The sequence below is a fragment of the Eubacterium ventriosum genome, assembly GCF_025150745.1.
In the GTDB taxonomy this organism is placed as follows: Bacteria; Bacillota; Clostridia; order Lachnospirales; family Lachnospiraceae; genus Eubacterium_G; species Eubacterium_G ventriosum.
In genome coordinates, this window is sequence record NZ_CP102282.1 from 1,826,816 (window position 1) to 1,846,397 (window position 19,582).

At 34.9% G+C, this 19,582-nt stretch carries 19 protein-coding genes; 18 read left to right on the top strand and 1 reads right to left on the bottom strand.

Features of this window, described 5'->3' with window-relative positions; translation table 11 throughout:
* Positions 1-2: 2 nt before the first annotated feature.
* The 15 genes from dapF (at position 3) to NQ558_RS08265 (ending at position 15,627) form a co-directional block, all read left to right on the top strand.
* Positions 3-836 (top strand): diaminopimelate epimerase, encoded by an 834-nt coding sequence (dapF, locus tag NQ558_RS08195; RefSeq protein ID WP_005362800.1) that lies wholly within the window; start codon positions 3-5, stop codon positions 834-836.
* A 46-nt stretch (positions 837-882) separates the two neighbouring features.
* Positions 883-2,358, top strand: coding sequence for a UDP-N-acetylmuramoyl-L-alanyl-D-glutamate--2,6-diaminopimelate ligase (locus tag NQ558_RS08200; protein WP_005362796.1), 1,476 nt, complete (start codon positions 883-885; stop codon positions 2,356-2,358).
* Between the two features lie 50 nt (positions 2,359-2,408).
* Positions 2,409-4,292 carry an asparagine synthase (glutamine-hydrolyzing) gene (gene asnB, locus NQ558_RS08205; protein ID WP_005362794.1) on the top strand — a complete coding sequence of 628 codons (1,884 nt, stop codon included), beginning with the start codon at positions 2,409-2,411 and terminating at the stop codon, positions 4,290-4,292.
* Positions 4,293-4,557: 265 nt separating this feature from the next.
* The gene (locus NQ558_RS08210; protein WP_005362792.1) at positions 4,558-6,009 is read left to right on the top strand and encodes an acyl-CoA carboxylase subunit beta; all 1,452 of its coding nucleotides are present in this window, start codon (positions 4,558-4,560) and stop codon (positions 6,007-6,009) included.
* Between the two features lie 76 nt (positions 6,010-6,085).
* Positions 6,086-6,856, top strand: coding sequence for an OadG family protein (locus NQ558_RS08215; protein ID WP_259907382.1), 771 nt, complete (start codon positions 6,086-6,088; stop codon positions 6,854-6,856).
* A 31-nt stretch (positions 6,857-6,887) separates the two neighbouring features.
* Entirely contained in the window at positions 6,888-7,259 is a 372-nt protein-coding gene (locus NQ558_RS08220; protein WP_005362784.1) for a biotin/lipoyl-containing protein, read from the top strand.
* Between the two features lie 32 nt (positions 7,260-7,291).
* Complete coding sequence (locus NQ558_RS08225) at positions 7,292-8,431, top strand: sodium ion-translocating decarboxylase subunit beta (protein ID WP_259907383.1); 1,140 nt, start codon at positions 7,292-7,294, stop codon at positions 8,429-8,431.
* Between the two features lie 23 nt (positions 8,432-8,454).
* Positions 8,455-9,861, top strand: coding sequence for an oxaloacetate decarboxylase subunit alpha (locus NQ558_RS08230; RefSeq protein ID WP_005362780.1), 1,407 nt, complete (start codon positions 8,455-8,457; stop codon positions 9,859-9,861).
* A 98-nt stretch (positions 9,862-9,959) separates the two neighbouring features.
* Positions 9,960-11,189 (top strand): BaiN/RdsA family NAD(P)/FAD-dependent oxidoreductase, encoded by a 1,230-nt coding sequence (locus NQ558_RS08235; RefSeq protein WP_005362778.1) that lies wholly within the window; start codon positions 9,960-9,962, stop codon positions 11,187-11,189.
* Between the two features lie 71 nt (positions 11,190-11,260).
* Positions 11,261-11,914, top strand: coding sequence for a (d)CMP kinase (gene cmk, locus NQ558_RS08240; RefSeq protein ID WP_005362776.1), 654 nt, complete (start codon positions 11,261-11,263; stop codon positions 11,912-11,914).
* Between the two features lie 28 nt (positions 11,915-11,942).
* A complete protein-coding gene (gene ispH, locus NQ558_RS08245; RefSeq protein ID WP_005362775.1) occupies positions 11,943-12,800 on the top strand; it encodes a 4-hydroxy-3-methylbut-2-enyl diphosphate reductase in 858 nt (285 codons plus the stop codon).
* A complete protein-coding gene (gene rpsA, locus NQ558_RS08250) occupies positions 12,788-13,885 on the top strand; it encodes a 30S ribosomal protein S1 (protein WP_005362772.1) in 1,098 nt (365 codons plus the stop codon). The genes ispH and rpsA overlap by 13 nt, the downstream gene beginning before the upstream one ends.
* 99 nt (positions 13,886-13,984) lie before the next feature.
* Positions 13,985-14,542, top strand: a complete 558-nt coding sequence (rsmD, locus tag NQ558_RS08255) for a 16S rRNA (guanine(966)-N(2))-methyltransferase RsmD (RefSeq protein ID WP_005362770.1) — start codon at positions 13,985-13,987, stop codon at positions 14,540-14,542.
* Position 14,543: 1 nt separating this feature from the next.
* Positions 14,544-15,041: a pantetheine-phosphate adenylyltransferase gene (gene coaD, locus NQ558_RS08260; RefSeq protein WP_005362768.1), complete on the top strand. Its 498-nt coding sequence runs from the start codon at positions 14,544-14,546 to the stop codon at positions 15,039-15,041.
* Complete coding sequence (locus NQ558_RS08265; RefSeq protein WP_005362766.1) at positions 15,034-15,627, top strand: hypothetical protein; 594 nt, start codon at positions 15,034-15,036, stop codon at positions 15,625-15,627. Before coaD ends, NQ558_RS08265 begins: the two co-directional genes overlap by 8 nt.
* 78 nt (positions 15,628-15,705) lie before the next feature.
* Here NQ558_RS08265 and NQ558_RS13215 read toward each other — a convergent pair whose 3' ends face one another.
* Positions 15,706-16,626 carry a nucleoside recognition domain-containing protein gene (locus NQ558_RS13215; RefSeq protein ID WP_412098418.1) on the bottom strand — a complete coding sequence of 307 codons (921 nt, stop codon included), beginning with the start codon at positions 16,624-16,626 and terminating at the stop codon, positions 15,706-15,708.
* Positions 16,627-16,719: 93 nt separating this feature from the next.
* On the opposite strand from NQ558_RS13215, the gene NQ558_RS08270 reads away from it, so the two are divergent.
* The 3 genes from NQ558_RS08270 (at position 16,720) to NQ558_RS08280 (ending at position 19,252) form a co-directional block, all read left to right on the top strand.
* On the top strand, positions 16,720-17,541 hold the full coding sequence (locus NQ558_RS08270; RefSeq protein WP_005362763.1) for an MBL fold metallo-hydrolase: 822 nt from the start codon (positions 16,720-16,722) through the stop codon (positions 17,539-17,541).
* Positions 17,542-17,602: 61 nt separating this feature from the next.
* Positions 17,603-17,875 (top strand): ACT domain-containing protein, encoded by a 273-nt coding sequence (locus tag NQ558_RS08275; protein WP_005362761.1) that lies wholly within the window; start codon positions 17,603-17,605, stop codon positions 17,873-17,875.
* Positions 17,876-17,887: 12 nt separating this feature from the next.
* A complete protein-coding gene (locus tag NQ558_RS08280) occupies positions 17,888-19,252 on the top strand; it encodes a PFL family protein (protein ID WP_005362759.1) in 1,365 nt (454 codons plus the stop codon).
* Positions 19,253-19,582: the final 330 nt, after the last annotated feature.

Sequence of the window (19,582 nt, forward strand, 5' to 3'; positions counted from 1 at the left end):
CTATGAAATTTACAAAGATGGAAGGCTGTGGCAATGACTATGTATATGTTAATGGCTTTGACACAAAAATAGAAGATCCAAATAAATTATCAGAAATAGTAAGTAACAGACATTTTGGAATCGGTTCAGATGGACTTATCGTTATTAATCCGTCAGATGTTGCAGATTTTAAAATGAGTATGTATAATGCAGATGGTTCAGAAGGCAAGATGTGTGGTAATGGCATACGTTGTGTTGCAAAATATGTATATGACAATAAGATGACTGACAAAACTACAATTACAGTAGAAACTTTATCAGGAATTAAAACATTAGTTTTAAATGTTGAAGATGACAAGGTTAAAACTGTTAGGGTTAATATGGGAAGTCCAATTTTGGAATCTGCTAAAGTACCTGTAGTTTCAGAAAAGGATAAGGTTATAGATGAACCTGTTATGGTCAACAATAAAGAATACAGAATCACATGCGTTTCAATGGGAAATCCTCATGCAATTACTTTTGTCGATGATATAGATTCTTTAGATATTGAACATATTGGACCAATGTTTGAAAAGAAAGAAATTTTTCCTGAGCAGGTTAATACTGAATTTATTCAGGTTGTAAGCAGAGATGTTATAAAAATGCGTGTCTGGGAAAGAGGTTCAGGAGAAACATTAGCCTGTGGTACAGGTGCATGTGCCAGCGTTGTGGCATGTGTTTTAAATGGCTTAACAGAAGACAAGGTTACTGTTAAACTTTTAGGCGGTGACTTATTTATTGAGTATAACAGGGATGAAAATACTGTTTATATGACAGGTCCTGCAAGAATAACTTTTACAGGGGAGTTTAATTACTAATTTTGGAGTTACTTTAAAATTATGATACAAAGGTTTGGTGAAAAAAATGAAATTAAAAGATTTATTAACTAAATTAGAATATAAGGTTGTTAAGGGCAGCGATACTATTGAAGTATCACATTTACAGAATGACTCAAGAAAAGTAAGTGATGGAGATGCTTTTGTTTGTATTAAAGGTGCAGGTTTTGACGGTCACGAATTTATAAGAGATGTTGTTTCTAAGGGAGCAGTAGCAGTTGTTGTTATGGAGGATGTGGAAGTTGATGAAGATGTAACAGTTGTTAAAGTAGACGATACACGATTAGCTTTGGCATGTATGTCTGCAGACTATTTTGGAAATCCTGCTGAAAAACTTATTACTGTTGGTATTACAGGAACTAAGGGAAAAACAACAACTACATATATGGTTCGTTCAGTACTTGAAAGCGTTGGCATTAAGACAGGACTTATTGGAACAATTGAAACAATAATAGGCGATGAAGTCACTCCTGCGAAGAATACAACACCTGAATCATATGTTGTTCAGGAAACTTTTGCAAAAATGGTTGAACAAGGATGCAAGTGTGTAGTTATGGAAGTTTCATCTCAGGGACTTATGCTTCACAGAGTTTCAGGCTTTACATTTGATTATGGTATTTTTACAAATATTGAGCCTGATCATATCGGACCTAACGAGCATAAAGATTTTGACGATTACCTTCATTGCAAGAGCATGCTTTTAAAGCAATGTAAACATGGGATTGTAAATATGGATGCTGATTTTATAGACAGAGTTTTGGAAGGTCATACCTGTGACATTGAAACATATGGTGTAAACGGTGATTATGATTTTAAGGCACAGGATATTAAATTATTTACAAAGCCGGGATGCTTATGCGTATCTTATGACTTAAAGGGTAAGATGGACTTTCCTGTTGAAATTCATGTTCCGGGAATGTTTAGTGTATACAATTCATTGTGTGCCATTGCTATTTGCAGTCACTTTACAGAAGATGTTGAAAAGATACAGACAGCCCTTGAAAATGTAAAAGTTAAGGGCAGAGTGGAAATCATTCCTATATCAAAGCGATTCACTCTTATGATCGACTATGCTCATAATGCAATGAGCCTTGAGAGCCTTCTTACAAGTCTTAAACAGTACAATCCAAAGAGACTTGTAACAGTCTTTGGCTGTGGTGGAAACCGCTCAAAAGAAAGAAGATTTGAAATGGGGGAAGTTTCATCAAGATTATCAGACTTTACAATAGTTACTTCTGATAATCCAAGATTTGAGGAACCTATGGATATTATTAATGATATATTAGTAGGGGTTAAAAAAGCTGACGGTGAATATGTTACTGTTCCTGACAGAAAGGATGCCATCAGATATGCAATTCTTAATGCAAAAGATGGAGACGTAATTATTCTTGCCGGAAAGGGTCATGAAGATTATCAGGAAATCAAAGGCGTAAAACATCCGATGGATGAAAGAGTTTTAATTAAAGAAATTATGGAAGAAGATCAGGTTAAGGCTATTTTATAAGCTTTAATATTTAATATAGTATATTAACTAATGAAAGAGAGAAAAGAGTTATGTGTGGAATTTGTGGATTTATAGGTGAAGTTGATGACAGCAAAAAAGTCCTAAAACAGATGATGGATAAAATTGCTCACAGAGGACCAGATGATGAAGGTATGTATGTGGACAAGCATGCTGCAATCGGACATAGAAGACTTAGTATTATTGATTTAAGTCACGGTGCCCAGCCAATGTACAATGAAACAGGAGATGTGGCAATTGTATTTAACGGTGAGATTTATAATCATTTGGAAATAAGAAAGGAACTTATAGCAAAAGGTCACAAGTTTGCCAATGATTCAGATACAGAATGTCTTATTCACGGATATGAAGAATATGGAACAGATTTGTTATCTAAGTTAAGAGGTATGTTCGCGTTTGTAATATGGGATACAAGAACTAATACAATGTTTGGTGCAAGAGACCATTTTGGAATTAAGCCTTTTTATTACTCATTATTTAATAAGACTTTAATTTTTGCATCAGAAACAAAGTCTATTTTGGAATTTCCGGGATTTAAGAAAGAATTAAATGAAGAAGCTTTAGAACAGTATTTAAGCTTCCAGTATTCAGTATTACCTGAAACATTCTTTAAGGGGATATTCAGACTTCCTGCAGGACATTATATGATTTTTAAAGACGGGAAATTAGATGTTCAGAGATATTTTGATCCAATGATGGAACCTGCTATGGATGGCGACCTTGAGAAAACAGTAAGCGAGATTGAAGAAGTTGTACATGATACAGTTGATGCTCATATGATAGCTGATGTTGAAGTTGGTTCATTGCTTTCAAGTGGTGTTGACTCAAGTTATGTTGTTTCAGAATTTCCAGGTGATAAAACATTTACAGTAGGATTCTTAGATAAACAGAGTAAATATAATGAAATCAGATATGCTGAAGGTCTTGTAAGAGAATTAGGCAAGAAGAATTATAACAAGAACATTGACAGTGAAGAATATTTTAAGTCTATTCCAACTGTTATGTATTATATGGATGAGCCATTGGCTGATCCATCATGTATTGCACTTTATTTTGTTGACAAGCTGGCAGCGGAGCAGATTAAGGTTGTTTTGTCAGGTGAAGGTGCCGATGAATTTTTCGGTGGATATAATATTTACCATGAACCTATTTCTCTTAAAGGATATCAGAAGATTCCTAAGTGTGTAAGAAAGGGACTGGCAGCAGTTGCAAAGAAGATGCCTGATATTAAGGGAAGAGATTTTATAATCAGAGGAAGCAAAACAGTAGAAGAAAGATTTATTGGAAATGCTAATATGTTCTCGGTAGAAGATAGAGAAAAGCTATTAAAAACTAAACTTACGCATAAGACACCACAGGAAATTGTGGCTGATGCTTATAAGAAAGTTTCGCATTTAAATGATATTGCAAAAATGCAGTACATCGATACTAACTTCTGGCTTCAGGGAGATATTTTGTTAAAGGCTGATAAGATGAGTATGGCTCATTGCCTTGAATCAAGAGTTCCATTCCTTGATGTTAAGGTATTTGATTACGCAAAGAAGCTTCCAATTGACTTTAGATGCAATGATGAAGCAACAAAGAGAGCTTTCCGTATTGCGGCAAAGAGACATATTCCGGAAGCTACAGCTAACAAGAAGAAACTTGGTTTCCCTGTTCCTATCCGTGTTTGGTTAAAGGAAGATGATTATTACAACAAGGTTATGGAAACGTTAACAGGAGAAGCTGCACAGAAGTTCTTTAACACAGATATTTTAGTGAAATTAATGGAAGATCACAGAGCAGGAAAGGCTGATAACAGCAGAAGAATCTGGACTGTTTATGTATTCCTTGTATGGTATAAGGTTTATTTTGAAGATGAAGACTTTAGACCAATTAATCAGGATTGGATTGATAATAGAGTTAGAACTGCATAGTAGATTCTGTGGTGGCTTGAAACAATATTACAAAGTGAAAAGTTTGTATAAAAAAACTAAAAAATTAATTTTTTTATTGCCTCGAAATATTGTTTTTCGGGGCAATATGTAAATATCAGGTAAAAAATGAAAAAATAAGTAAAAAAGTATCTTCTTTTACTTGATATTTGACAAGAAAAAGGTTAAACTTTAATAGGCAAAAAATTGGTTGTTTGCTACGCATGATTTATTTCATGTAACAATATATATAATGGAGGACTGACTTATGAGTACATCAGCTAAAGTTACAGCAAGACAGAGAATTGAAAATCTTCTTGATGATAACAGTTTTGTTGAAATCGGTGCTTATGTAAAAGCAAGAAATACTGATTTTAACATTCAGGCCAAGGATACTCCATCTGACGGCGTTATTACCGGATATGGTGTTATCAATGGTGGTTTAGTGTATGTTTACAGCCAGGATGCGTCAGTACTTGGCGGTTCTGTAGGCGAAATGCACGCTAAAAAAATTGCAAGTCTTTACGATATGGCAATGAAAACAGGTTCACCTGTTATCGGTCTTATCGACAGCACAGGACTTAGACTTCAGGAATCTGTAGACGGCTTAAATGCTTTCGGACAGATTTATATGAAGCAGTCACTTGCATCAGGAGTAATCCCAACAGTTACAGCTATTTTCGGTAATTGTGGTGGCGGATTAAGTATTGTTGCAGGACTTTCAGATTTTACTTTCATGGAAGTTGAAAATGCACAGTTATTCGTTAACTCACCTAATGCAATTACAGAAAACAGAAAAGAAATCTGTGACAATGCATCAGCTAAGTTCCAGAGTGAAGAAGCAGGAAATGTTGATTTCGTAGGAACAGAAGCTGAAGTAATCGAAGGAATCAGAAACTTAGTTTCTGTATTACCATCAAATAATGAGGATGAAGCTTCAGATTTAGAATGCTATGATGATTTAAACAGAGCAGCAGAAGGAATTGAAAACTGTGGTGAAGATACATTATTGGCATTAGAAAATATTTCTGATGACGGCTTTATTATTGAAGCAAAGAGAAACTATGCACCTGAAATGGTTACAGCTTTCATTAAGCTTAATGGAGCTACAGTAGGTGCGGTTGCAAATAGAACAAAGGTTTATGATGATGACATGAACGTTGCAGCAGAATTCGATGCTAAGCTTACAGCTAAGGGATGCAACAAAGCTGCTGAATTTGTAAATTTCTGTGATGCATTTAATATTCCTGTTCTTACACTTACAAACGTAAACGGATTTGCAGCAACAATGTGTCAGGAAAAAAATGGCGCTAAGGCTTCATCAAAACTTGTTTATGCATTTGCTAATGCAACAGTACCAAAGGTTAACTTAATCATTGGTGATGCAATCGGAAGTGCTTACGTAACAATGAACAGCAAGGCTACAGGAGCTGACATCGTTTATGCATGGCCAACAGCTAAGGTTGGTATGATGGAAGCAAAGAGCGCTGTTGAAATTATGTATGCAGACGAAATTGCTAATGGAGATGCAAATCAGGTTATTAATGAAAAGGTTGCTGAATACCAGAACTTACAGGGTAGCGTAATGGCTGCTGCTGCAAGAGGATATGTTGACAGCATTGTTGAACCGGTTGACACAAGAAAGTATTTAATCGGTGCATTTGAAATGTTATACACAAAATTTGAAGAAAGACCTGGTAAAAAACACGGAACAGTGTAAGTGAGGTGCAAATATGAAATTAACAAAAAAATTACGTTTTTTATTTAGCCTGACTGCTTTACTTGTTTGCATGTGTATGAGTACAGTGGCAGTTAATGCCGACACTTTAGGTGATTATGCCGTTGAAACAACAACATCAGCAGACTCACTTAAAACATACGCAGATGGAAAGATTTCTTTGGCAGATGCAAAGACACTTGTTCAGAACTATGTATCATTAGTTCAGCAGTTATCAACAATGACTGAAAGTGAAAGAGAATATGTTGAAGAAAACTATTCAAGCCAGCCACAGACAGTTGCAATTATTCAAGCATATAACAAAAGTGTTGATACAGAAAAATATGGAGCTTTCGTTTCATCAAAGGACGATGTAAAAGTTGTTGAAAATAAAGATGAGGACGGTACAGATGCAGTAGATGTTACAGTAACATTGGCATTTGAAAAGAAAGATTATATTTTAACATTACATGTTGATTGCTTTGATACAATTGGAGCATCAGTAAATACAGTTACAATTAAAGCTAAAGGTGAAGGCGAAGAGTCATTGGGAGAAAAGATGGCTGACGCTGCCGGAAATACTTTAATGGGTATGGGAACAGTATTCTTGGTTCTTATATTTATCTCATTACTTATTTCATGCTTTAAGTTTATTCCGCAGATTATGGATAAATTATCTAAGAAATCTTCAGTTGTAGAAAAACCTGAAGTTGTGGAAGAAATTAGTGAAACAGTTACAGCTAATGAAGAAGATGATTCAGAATTAATAGCAGTAATCGCAGCAGCCATAGCTGCAAGCGAACAGACATCAACTGATAGCTTTGTAGTAAGATCTATCAGAAGACGTTAGTACACTTATGTATATTTAGGAGGAATTAATAATGAAAAGTTATACAATTACAGTAAACGGAAATGTATATGATGTTACTGTTGAAGAAACAGGAAGCACAGCAAGCGCACCTGTAAGACCTGCTGCAAAGGCAGCTCCTGCAGCTAAGGCTGCTCCAACTCCTGCACCTGCTGCATCAGGAGCAGAAGGAAGCATTAAGGTTACAGCTCCAATGCCAGGTAAAGTTTTATCAATTAGTGCTAACCCTGGACAGGCAGTAAAGAAGGGCGAAACAATTTTAGTATTTGAAGCAATGAAAATGGAAAATTCAGTAGTTGCTCCTGAAGATGGAACAGTTGCAAGCATCGTAGTTGCAGTTGGTGATTCTTTTGAAGCAGGCGCTACATTAGCCTCATTGAACTAATCAATATTTTTATTGAACTTAGGAGGTAACTTATGAACTTTTTAGATACACTGGAAAACTTGGTTAATCAGACAGCATTTATGAGCCTTACAGTAGGCAACTATATAATGATCGTCGTTGCTTGTGTTTTCCTATATTTAGCAATAAAAAAAGGATATGAACCTTTACTTTTGGTTCCTATCGCTTTTGGTATGCTTTTGGTAAATATGTATCCTGATATTATGAAAGTACCTGCTGATGGTGAAGCAGGCGGTTTACTTCATTACTTCTATTTGTTAGATGAATGGAGTATTTTACCATCACTTATTTTCATGGGTGTAGGAGCTATGACTGACTTTGGACCGCTTATTGCAAATCCAAAGAGTTTCCTTTTAGGAGCTGCAGCACAGTTTGGCATTTACTCAGCATACTTCTTGGCTATTTTAATGGGATTCAACGGTATGGCAGCTGCATCAATTTCAATTATTGGTGGAGCCGACGGACCTACATCAATCATCCTTGCAGGTAAGCTTGGACAGACTGAGTTACTAGGACCTATTGCTGTTGCGGCATATTCATATATGTCATTGGTTCCTATTATTCAGCCACCTATTATGAAGTTGTTTACAACTGAAAAAGAAAGAAAGATTAAGATGGAACAGCTTAGACCTGTTTCACAGCTTGAAAAAATCTTATTCCCTATTATAGTTACAATCGTTGTAGTTATGATTTTACCAACAACAGCACCATTGGTTGGTATGCTTATGTTAGGTAACTTATTCAGAGAATCAGGTGTTGTAAAACAGTTACAGGAAACAGCATCAAACGCACTTATGTACATCGTAGTAATCCTGCTTGGTACAAGTGTTGGTGCAACAACTAGTGCAGAAGCATTCTTAAATGTTGATACATTGAAGATTGTAGTATTAGGTTTAGTTGCATTCGCAGTTGGTACAGCGGCAGGTGTATTATTTGGAAAACTTATGTGTGTAGTTACACACGGAAAAGTAAATCCATTAATTGGTTCAGCAGGTGTTTCTGCCGTACCAATGGCAGCCAGAGTTTCACAGAAAGTCGGAGCAGAGGCTGATCCTACAAACTTCCTTTTAATGCATGCTATGGGACCTAACGTTGCCGGAGTTATTGGTACAGCGGTAGCTGCAGGTACATTTATGGCTATATTTGGCGTTTAATATTGATAACGGAGGAAAATAAAATGGCAGAAAAAAGACCAGTAAAAATTACTGAAACAATATTACGTGATGCTCATCAGTCATTGATTGCCACAAGAATGCCTACTGAAGAAATGCTTCCAATTATCGACAAGATGGATAAAGTTGGATATCATGCAGTAGAATGCTGGGGCGGTGCAACATTTGATGCTTCACTTAGATTTTTAAAAGAAGATCCATGGGAAAGACTTAGAAAGTTAAGAGATGGATTTAAGAACACAAAATTACAGATGCTTTTCAGAGGACAGAACATTTTAGGATATAGCCACTATTCAGATGATGTTGTTGAATACTTTGTTCAGAAGTCATTAGCAAACGGAATTGATATTATCAGAATTTTCGACTGCTTAAATGATTTAAGAAACCTTGAAACAGCAGTTAAAGCAGCTAATAAAGAAGGCGGACATGCACAGATAGCTCTTTCATACACATTAGGTGATGCTTACACACTTGATTATTGGAAAGAAACAGCTAAGAGAATCGAAGATATGGGTGCTAACTCACTTTGTATCAAAGATATGGCAGGTCTTCTTACACCTTACAAGGCTACAGAATTAGTACAGGCTTTAAGAGAAGGTACAGACATTCCAATCGACCTTCATACACATTACACATCAGGTGTAGCAGCTATGACATACTTAAAGGCTGTTGAAGCAGGATGTGATATTATTGATACAGCTATTTCACCATTCTCAATGGGAACATCTCAGCCTGCAACAGAAGTTATGGTTGAAACATTTAAGGGAACACCATATGACACAGGCTTAGATCAGAAATTATTAAAGGAAATCGCTGATTACTTCAAACCATATAGAGAAGAATGCTTAGCTAACGGATTATTAAATCCAAAGGTTATGGGTGTTAATATTAATACACTTCTTTATCAGGTACCGGGTGGTATGCTTTCAAACCTTGTTTCTCAGTTAGATGAAATGGGTGCATCAGATAAGTTTGAACAGGTATTAGAAGAAGTTCCTAGAGTACGTAAAGACTTTGGTGAACCACCTCTTGTAACACCTTCAAGCCAGATTGTAGGTACACAGGCAGTTCTTAACGTAGTTATGGGCGAAAGATATAAGATGATTAACCAGCAGGCTAAGGATTTACTTGCAGGTAAATATGGTCAGACTGTTAAGCCTTTCAATCCTGAAGTACAGAAGAAGGCTATCGGTGATGCAGAACCTATTACATGCAGACCTGCAGATTTGTTAGAGCCATCACTTGAAAAATATGAAAAAGAATGTGCACAGTGGAAACAGCAGGATGAAGATGTATTATCATATGCGTTATTCCCACAGGTTGCAAAAGAATTCTTTGAATATAGAGAAGCTCAGCAGACTAAGGTTGATCAGTCTATAGCAGACAAAGAAAACGGAGCTTATCCGGTTTAATATTTAGAATAAATTTTGTAATATTGAATTAGATTATTCATTAAGAAAAGGGGCAGTTAATGCCCCTTTTACTTTAATGAAAAAGATTGTGGAGAATAATGAGTAAAGTAATAGTAATTGGTGGCGGAGCTGCAGGCATGATGGCTGCAATTGGTGCTGCCTATAATGGAAATACAGTAGAATTATTAGAAAAAAATGACAGATTAGGCAAAAAAATATTTATTACAGGAAAGGGCAGATGTAATATTACAAATGCTTCAGATATTCAGAACCATTTTGCTAACATTATGAGAAATTCTAAGTTTTTATACAGTGCATACAATAATTTTTCTTACGAAGATATTTGCAATATGATTGAAAGTGCTGGTGTAAAAACAAAAATTGAAAGAGGAAATAGAGTTTTTCCTGAAAGTGATAAGTCATCAGATGTAATTTGGGCATTAAGCAAAATGATGAAAGACGTTGGTGTAAATGTTCATTTGAATAAAAATGTAACAGATGTGTTGTCTGATGCATCAGGAGTGATAGTTAAGTGCTTTGATGGAAAAGACTTTATGGGAGACAAATGTATAATTGCCACAGGTGGTTTGTCTTATCCGTCTACAGGTTCAACCGGTGACGGTTACAAGTTTGCAAAAAATATGGGGCACACAATAGAGGAAACATATCCTTCATTAGTTCCATTTAACATAAAAGAAGAATATTGTAAAAGATTGCAGGGATTATCTCTTAAAAATGTGACTTTAACAATTAAGGATGAAAATGGAAAGGTACCTTATAGCGAAATGGGCGAAATGTTATTTACACATTTTGGCATAAGTGGTCCTTTAGTTTTATCAGCCAGTGCATATTTAAGTGATACATTAAAAAAGCATCAATATGTAGGATATATTGACTTAAAACCAGCATTGGATGAAGAAATGCTTGACAAGCGAATTTTGAAAGATTTTCAGGATGGAATTAATAAGAACTTTAATAATGCCATTGAAAAACTTTTGCCTAAGAAAATGATACCTGTAATTATAGAGCTTGCAAAAATTAATCCTTATAAGAAAGTTCACGAGATAACAAAGGAAGAACGAGAAAATCTTGTGAAAATCATCAAGAATCTTCCGGTTCACATTTCAGGAACAAGAGGATATAATGAGGCAATAATTACAAAGGGAGGAATTTCAATCAAAGAAATTAATCCTAAAACAATGGAATCAAAAATTATGCCTAATATATACTTTGTAGGCGAGGTTCTTGACCTTGATGCAATGACAGGAGGATATAATCTTCAGATTGCATGGAGTACAGGATATCTTGCAGGAAACAGTATTTATTAATTAGCAAAAAAATGGTATAGTAATAAAGTAATTGTCAGACTGCAAAAGCAGCCGGTGAAAAAGGAGTAGTTATGTATAATATAGCAATTGATGGACCTGCAGGAGCAGGAAAAAGCACAATAGCAAAAATAGTTGCAAAAGAATTAGGTTATATTTATGTTGATACAGGTGCAATGTACAGAACAATGGCACTTGCATGTTACAGAGCAGGAATTAAAGCTGACCAGAAGGAAGAAGTTATTGAAAAATGCAAGAGTGTGGATGTATCTTTAGGATATGAAAACGGCACACAGAAGGTTTATCTTAATGGAGAAGATGTAAGCATTGAAATCAGACAGGAAGTTATAGGAAATATGACTAGTGCAATAGCTGTTTATGGACCTGTAAGAGAGATTTTAGTTAAAATGCAACAGGAACTTGCAGCAAAGAATAACGTTGTAATGGATGGACGTGATATTGGAACGGCAGTACTTCCAAATGCTGATTTAAAGATATATTTAACAGCAAGTTCAAGAACAAGAGCTGAAAGAAGATATAAGGAACTTGTTGAAAAGGGACAGGAATGTAATATTGATGATATTGAAAAGGATATCATCGACAGAGATTACAGAGATATGCACAGAGAGGTTTCTCCTTTGGTACAGGCAGAAGATGCTGTTCTTGTGGAATCATCAGATATGACTATTGAACAGGTAGTTGAAGCAATTACAAAATTAGTAAAATAATTTTGTACATTCAAATGAATGTAGAGTAATGGAGAGAAATATGGAAATTACGGTGGCAAAAAGTGCCGGATTCTGCTTTGGAGTTCAAAGAGCAGTTGACAGTGTTTATAAAGAATTGGAGGAGAATTCAGGAAAAATATACACATTTGGTCCAATAATTCATAATGAACAGGTAGTTGAAGACCTTAATAAAAGAGGCATCGAAGTTATAGATACTGTGGAACAGCTTAAGAAAATTAAAGAAGGAACAGTTGTTATACGTTCCCACGGCGTTGCAAAAGAAATATATGATATTTTGGAACAACAGAAATTAAAAATGGTTGATGCAACATGTCCTTTTGTAAAGAAAATTCACAATATTGTTTTGGATGAAAGTAATAACGGCAAGACCATAATTATTATTGGAAATGACAATCATCCTGAAGTTGAAGGTATAAAAGGATGGGTAAATGGAGAAGTTATTGTTATAAATAAAGAAGAACAGATTGAAAAACTGAGTTTACCGGAACAAACTAAAGCGTGTATTGTGTCCCAGACGACATTTAACCACAATAAATTTAAATATTTAGTTGAAATTATAAGAAAAAAGGGGTATGATATTACTGTTGTAAATACGATTTGCAATGCTACACATGTAAGACAGGTTGAGGCCCAGAAAATTTCATCCAAAGTTGATGGGATGATTGTAATTGGTGGAAAGAACAGTTCCAATACTCAGAAGCTTTATGACATATGTCGAAATGAGTGTGAGAATACTTTCTATGTACAGACGGTGAAAGACTTAAATTTACATGAATTGAAATCATTGAAGTCTATAGGTATTACAGCAGGGGCATCCACCCCAAAGAATATTATTGAGGAGGTTCGTACTGAATGTCAGAAATGAGTTTTGAACAAATGCTTGATGAAACATTTAAGACTATCCATAATGGAGAAGTTCTTGAAGGAAAGGTGATTAGTGTAAGACCTGATGAGGCAGTCCTTAACATTGGTTATAAGGCTGATGGTATTCTTACTAGCAATGAATACTCTAACACACCGGTAGATCTGACAACTGTAATTTCAGTAGGCGATGAACTGACAGTTAAGGTTCTTAAAGTTAACGATGGTGAAGGACAGGTTGCATTATCATACAAGAAGCTTGCTGCAGAGAAGGCAAATAAAAGAATTGAAGAAGCTTTTGAAAATAAAGAAGTTCTCAAAGCACCAGTTGTACAGATTTTAAAAGGTGGTTTGAGTGTTGATGTTGAAGGTGGCAGAGTATTTATTCCAGCCAGCTTAGTATCAGATGCATTTGAAAGAGATTTAGATAAGTATCTTAATCAGGAAATTGAATTTGTAGTTACAGAATTTAATCCTAAGAAGAGAAGAATTATCGGTGACAGAAAGCAGTTAATCGTAGCTGAAAAAGAAGCAGCTAAGAAAGCTTTATTCGAAAAAATCGAAGTTGGTCAGACAGTAACAGGTGTTGTTAAGAGTGTAGTTGATTTTGGTGCATTTATCGATATCGGTGGTGCAGATGGTCTGTTACATATTTCAGAAATGTCATGGGGAAGAGTTGGAAATCCTAGAAAACTCTTTAAACCAGGCGATGAAGTAACAGCATTCATTAAAGAAATCAATGGCGATAAGATTGCTTTAAGTCTTAAGTTTGAAGATACAAACCCATGGGCTAATGCAAGTGAAAAATTTGCAGTTGGCGTTGTTGTAACTGGTAAAGTTGCAAGAATGACAGATTTTGGTGCTTTTGTTGAAATTGAACCAGGCGTTGATGCATTATTACATGTATCACAGATTGCAAATCATCACGTTGATAAGCCATCTGATGAATTAACAATCGGTCAGGAAATCGAAGCTAAGATTGTTGATTTTAACGAAGAAGAAAAGAAGATTAGCTTAAGCATGAAAGCTTTACTTCCGCAGGAAGATGAAACTGATGCAGAAGAAGTTGAAGAAACAACTGAGGAATAATATTATTGAGTTAGATTGACTCGTCATAATAACAAAAAGCAGGCACTTAGTTGCTTGCTTTTTGTCTTAAAAGATTATTTTGTTAATTAGGGAGTTTAAATGAGAGTTATAGCAGGCAAGGCGAGAAGATTACAACTGAAAACAATTGACGGTATGGGAACACGCCCAACAACAGACAGAATTAAGGAAACATTATTTAACATGATAAATAACGATATGCCGCAGGCAGTTTTTCTTGATTTGTTTAGTGGAAGCGGAGCCATTGGCATTGAAGCGTTAAGTCGTGGAGCTTCCAAAGCTTATTTTGTTGAGAGTAATAAGAAGGCTGTACAATGCATTAAGGATAATTTGAATTTTACAAAATTACAGGATGATGCAGTTGTTATGGCAATGCCTGTGGAAAGCGCATTGAAAGACTTAGAACATAAAGTTAAGTTTGATTTTATATTTATGGATCCACCTTATGATAAACTTTATGAAAAAGATGTATTGATTTTTCTTAGCAAATCTGATTTAATAAATAAAAGTTCAAGGATAATCGTTGAAGCATCTTTGGATACAGATTTTTCATATGCCAGTGAATTAGGATATGAAATAATAAAAGAAAAGAAATATAAGACTAACAAACATGTATTTCTTAAACTTATAGGAGAGTGATATGAGAAGAGCAATTTATCCGGGAAGTTTTGACCCGGTAACCTTTGGTCATCTTGATATTATTAGGAGAGCTTCTAAGATTGTAGATGAGCTGGTAGTTGGTGTTTTGAATAATAATTCTAAAACGCCGTTGTTTTCAGTAGAAAATCGTGTTAAAATGTTGGAGGAAGTGGTCAGGGATATCCCTAATGTGAAGGTTATGTCATTTGAGGGGCTGTTGGTTGACTTTGCTAAGAAGATTGATGCACAGATTATCGTCAGAGGTCTTAGAGCTGTAACGGATTTTGAATATGAGTTACAGATGTCTCAGACTAATTCTATATTGGATGATAATATAGATACTATATTTTTTACAACAAGTCTGGAGTATGCTTACCTTAGTTCAAGTACTGTAAGGGAGGCTGCGTTTTATGGAGCTGATATTAGCAGATTTGTTCCGGAAAGTGTTGTTAATCAGGTATATGAAAGATTAAAGGATAAAGGAGAAAAAAATGAGTAAGATTGAACAGATTATTACAGAGATAGAGGAATATATTGATAATTGTAAATTTCAGCCATTATCAACATCAAAGATTATTGTAAATAAAGATGAAATTGATGAATTGTTGGCAGAACTTAGGCTTAGAACACCGGATGAAATTAAGAAGTATCAGAAGATTATTGCTAATAAGGACGCTATCTTAAATGATGCCAAAGAACGAGCAGAAGCTATGGTTTCAGAAGCTACAGCTCATATTAATCAACTTGTAAGCGAACATGAAATTATGCAGAAAGCTTACGAAGAGGCAAACCAGATTATTGAACAGGCTCAGGCAGAAGCTCAGGGAATTTTAGATTCAGCTACAACAGAAGCTAACGATTTAAGAACAAGAGCTATGCAGTATACAGACGATATTCTTGCAAATGTTCAGAGCATTTTATCAACAGGTATGGATAGCTTTGAAAGTGCTCAGAACACAATGATGACATCACTTAACAGCTCATTAAACGTTGTTGTTGAAAGCAGAAAAGAACTTGGCGGAGCTGAGGACGAAGAATCTGTAGAAAACGGTGAAGATGACAATTTATCAGTAGATTTATTATAGCTTTAAACTATAAGAAGGCAAAAGTACCAGTGTACTTTTGCCTTCTTGTAGTTTATGGAACAATTAATAGAAATTCTATTAATTACAAGACATCCATATGAAAAATATTATATTGAAAATAAGAAAGTGCTCTATTTTTCCAAGAACATAATATCTCTTTAAAGTAGAGTTATTAAGAAAACTAAAGGATTGGAACATAATACTTAAACCACCTAATATAATGGAAGAACATGTTAAATATATTTTAAGGTACAAATTACTTTCAGTCGATATGTATAATGAAGCGGTGGTTATTTCTGTTAGTCCAACAATTATATATTTTTGCAGTACCGGTATCTTATTAATGCTAATTATAAAATTAACTAGGATGTTAAAGCAGATAATATATATGCTAAGCCTAGCAAGGGAATAAAAAGTTGCATGTATTGAATTGAAAGTAGATTCTGTGTGTACAGTGTTGTTATTATTTGTAAATTTTATAAAGCGACTATTAAATAAGCCTGTTAGTAATGGAGGCAAATAAACAAAAAGAATTATTAACCACGGTGGAATGCAGTTATTAAGGCATTTGTTTAATACATAATTTATCAGAAAAGAAATGCTTGAAATATTACAAAAGGTTATTAAAAGTTTTGCTTCTTTAAAAGAAATGTTGTTGGCAGAATACAAATCACCGATTATTTTTGCACCCATAGGATAACCACTTGTAAAACCGATTATTAAGGCAAAGGTTCCATATTCCGACAAGCTCATCAATTTGTTGAAAATGGGGTAAAATATGGCAGAAACTGTAGTACAAAGATTGTGAGCCTGCATATAGTTAGTAATAAGCATAAAAGGAAGTAGTGAAGGAATAACTGAATACAAGCATATTTTTATTCCTAAAATTACATAATTTGTAATATTGACAGAATAAATAATACAGCATGCCATGATAAAAAGACATACAAAAGAATACACATATTTTTTTGAGCGTACTGATTTAGAGAGGATTAACATTAAATTTATCACTGTTTTTTATATATAATATTATTAAAAATTTTTTTTATTACTGCTATAGGTTGAAAATAATCACAAAATACAATAAAATGTATGGGAAAGTTTAGAGGTGCACAAATGAAATTATCGTCAATATCAAGTAGCAGTAAAGGTAACTGTATTCTTGTGGAAAATAATAATTCATCAATATTAGTTGATGTGGGAATAAGCAGAAAAAAGGCAGAAGAAGGCTTGGAGTTTTTCGGGAAAAAGCCTGAAAACATAGATGGTATAGTAATTACTCATGAGCATAGTGACCATATTAAGGGACTTGGAGTTTTTCTTAGAAAATATCAAGTGCCTGTTTATGCTACTGAAGGCACCATTAACTGTATTCTTAACAATAAAACAGTTGGAAAGGTTGACAGTGATCTTTTTAATGTAATTAAGCCTGATAGAGATTTTTCCATTAAGGACATTGAATTGTTACCGTTACATATTAGCCACGATGCGGCGGATCCTGTGTGCTACAGATTTTTTGAAAAAGAAAAATCTTGTGCAGTTGTTACAGATTTAGGCGAGTACGATGACAAGCTGGTATCAAGTCTTCAAAATCTTGACGCGGCATTAATTGAGTCAAACCACGATGTTAACATGCTTCAGACAGGACCTTATCCATATAGCTTAAAACAGCGAATTTGGGGAAACAAGGGACATTTGTCCAACGAGGCTTGTGGAAGATTGTTGAACCGACTTCTAAGTGACAGATTAAAGCATATACTTTTAGGTCATTTAAGCGAAGAAAACAACTATCCTGAACTTGCCTATCAGGCAGTCAGAAATGAAATAAATTTTAGCCCTGATAAATATCAGGCAGATAATCTTGATATTAGAGTCGCAAGCAGAGTAAAACCATCCTGTCTTGTTGAATTTTAATAAAAACCAACATTCTTTGTGTAAAAAAGTCACACAGAGAAGTTTTTAAAAGGAGGACTTTATGAAGAAAACAATTATTACAGTAGTAGGCAAAGACACAGTAGGAATTATTGCAGGGGTATGTTCATATCTTGCAGAAAACAATGTAAATATCCTTGATATTTCACAGACTATTGTGCAGGAATATTTTAACATGATGATGATCGTAGATTGTAATAAGGCTTCTAAGCCGATTAATGAACTTTCAGATGACCTTGATAAATTAGGTGAGAAGATTGGTGTTAGTATTAAAATGCAACATGAAGATATTTTTAACAGCATGCACAGAATTTAATCGGAGGGCTTTATGATTAACAGATTTGAAGTAACAGAAACAAATAAGATGATTGAAAATTACAATTTAGACGTAAGAACTATTACTTTAGGTATTAGTTTGCTGGATTGTATAAGTGACGACCTTGAAACATTAAATAATAATATTTATAACAAAATCAAAAGATTGGCAAGCAATCTTGTGCAGACAGGTGAAGATATTTCAAAGGAATATGGTATTCCGATTGTAAATAAGCGTATTTCAGTAACACCTATTGCTTTGGTAGGTGGCAGTGCGTGTAAGAAACCTGAAGATTTTGTTACAATTGCAAAAACATTGGACAAAGTAGCTAAGGAAGTTGGCGTAAATTTCTTAGGCGGTTATTCAGCTCTTGTTAATAAGGGAATGACACCTGCAGAAGAAAATCTTATTCGTTCAATTCCTGAAGCATTAGCTGTAACAGAAAGAGTTTGTAGCTCAGTTAATGTTGGCTCATCAAAAACAGGAATTAACATGGACGCAGTTCGTCTAATGGGTGAAATAGTACATAAAACAGCAGAAAAAACTGCTAATCAGGATTCATTAGGCTGTGCTAAACTTGTTGTATTCTGTAACGCACCGGATGATAACCCATTTATGGCAGGTGCTTTCCATGGTGTAACAGAAGCTGATGCAATTATTAACGTAGGTGTATCAGGACCTGGCGTTGTAAGACACGCATTAAAGAAAGTAAGAGGAGAAAACTTCGAAGTTCTCTGTGACACGATTAAAAAGACCGCATTTAAGGTTACAAGAGTTGGTCAGCTTGTTGCTGAAGAAGCAAGCAGAAGATTAAATGTTCCTTTTGGTATAGTTGACTTATCATTGGCACCAACACCTGCAATTGGTGACAGCGTAGCTGATATTTTGCAGGAAATCGGTCTTGAAAGAACAGGTGCACCGGGAACAACAGCAGCACTTGCACTATTAAATGATCAGGTTAAGAAAGGTGGAGTAATGGCTTCATCATATGTTGGTGGTTTAAGTGGTGCATTTATTCCTGTAAGTGAAGATCAGGGAATGATTGATGCAGTAAAAGAAGGTGCTTTATGCATTGAAAAGTTAGAAGCAATGACTTGTGTATGTTCAGTAGGACTTGATATGATAGCAATTCCCGGGGACACAAAACCAACAACTATTGCAGGTATTATTGCTGACGAATCAGCCATTGGTATGATTAATCAGAAAACAACAGCAGTAAGAGTAATCCCTGTAATTGGAAAGGGAGTTGGAGAAATGGTAGAATTTGGTGGCTTATTAGGTTATGCACCAATTATGCCGGTTAACAATTTCTCATGTGATGCTTTTGTTAACAGAACAGGTAGAATACCTGCACCAATTCATAGTTTTAAAAATTAATATTTGTTTATATATTGTCAAAAAAGAGGATGTTTTGCAAACAATAGGCAACTTTTCAAAATTTTGTGTGTATAGTGTAAAGCGTAAAACTTACTGTTTGAGCAGTAGGCGAGTTTAAGTTTTAGCTTTACAATAGACGACGGAGCAAAATGATATACGTAGCGTGTTTGCATGCATCCTCTTTTTGACAATATTCAAATAAATGGAGACGGGAGATTTGAATTTCCAGATTTTTGGGGGAGATTAAATGACTAAGTTAGAGGACATTGATATTGCAGATTATGTACCCAGAAATTTAAGAAAAATTATTATATCTGGGTACAGGATGCA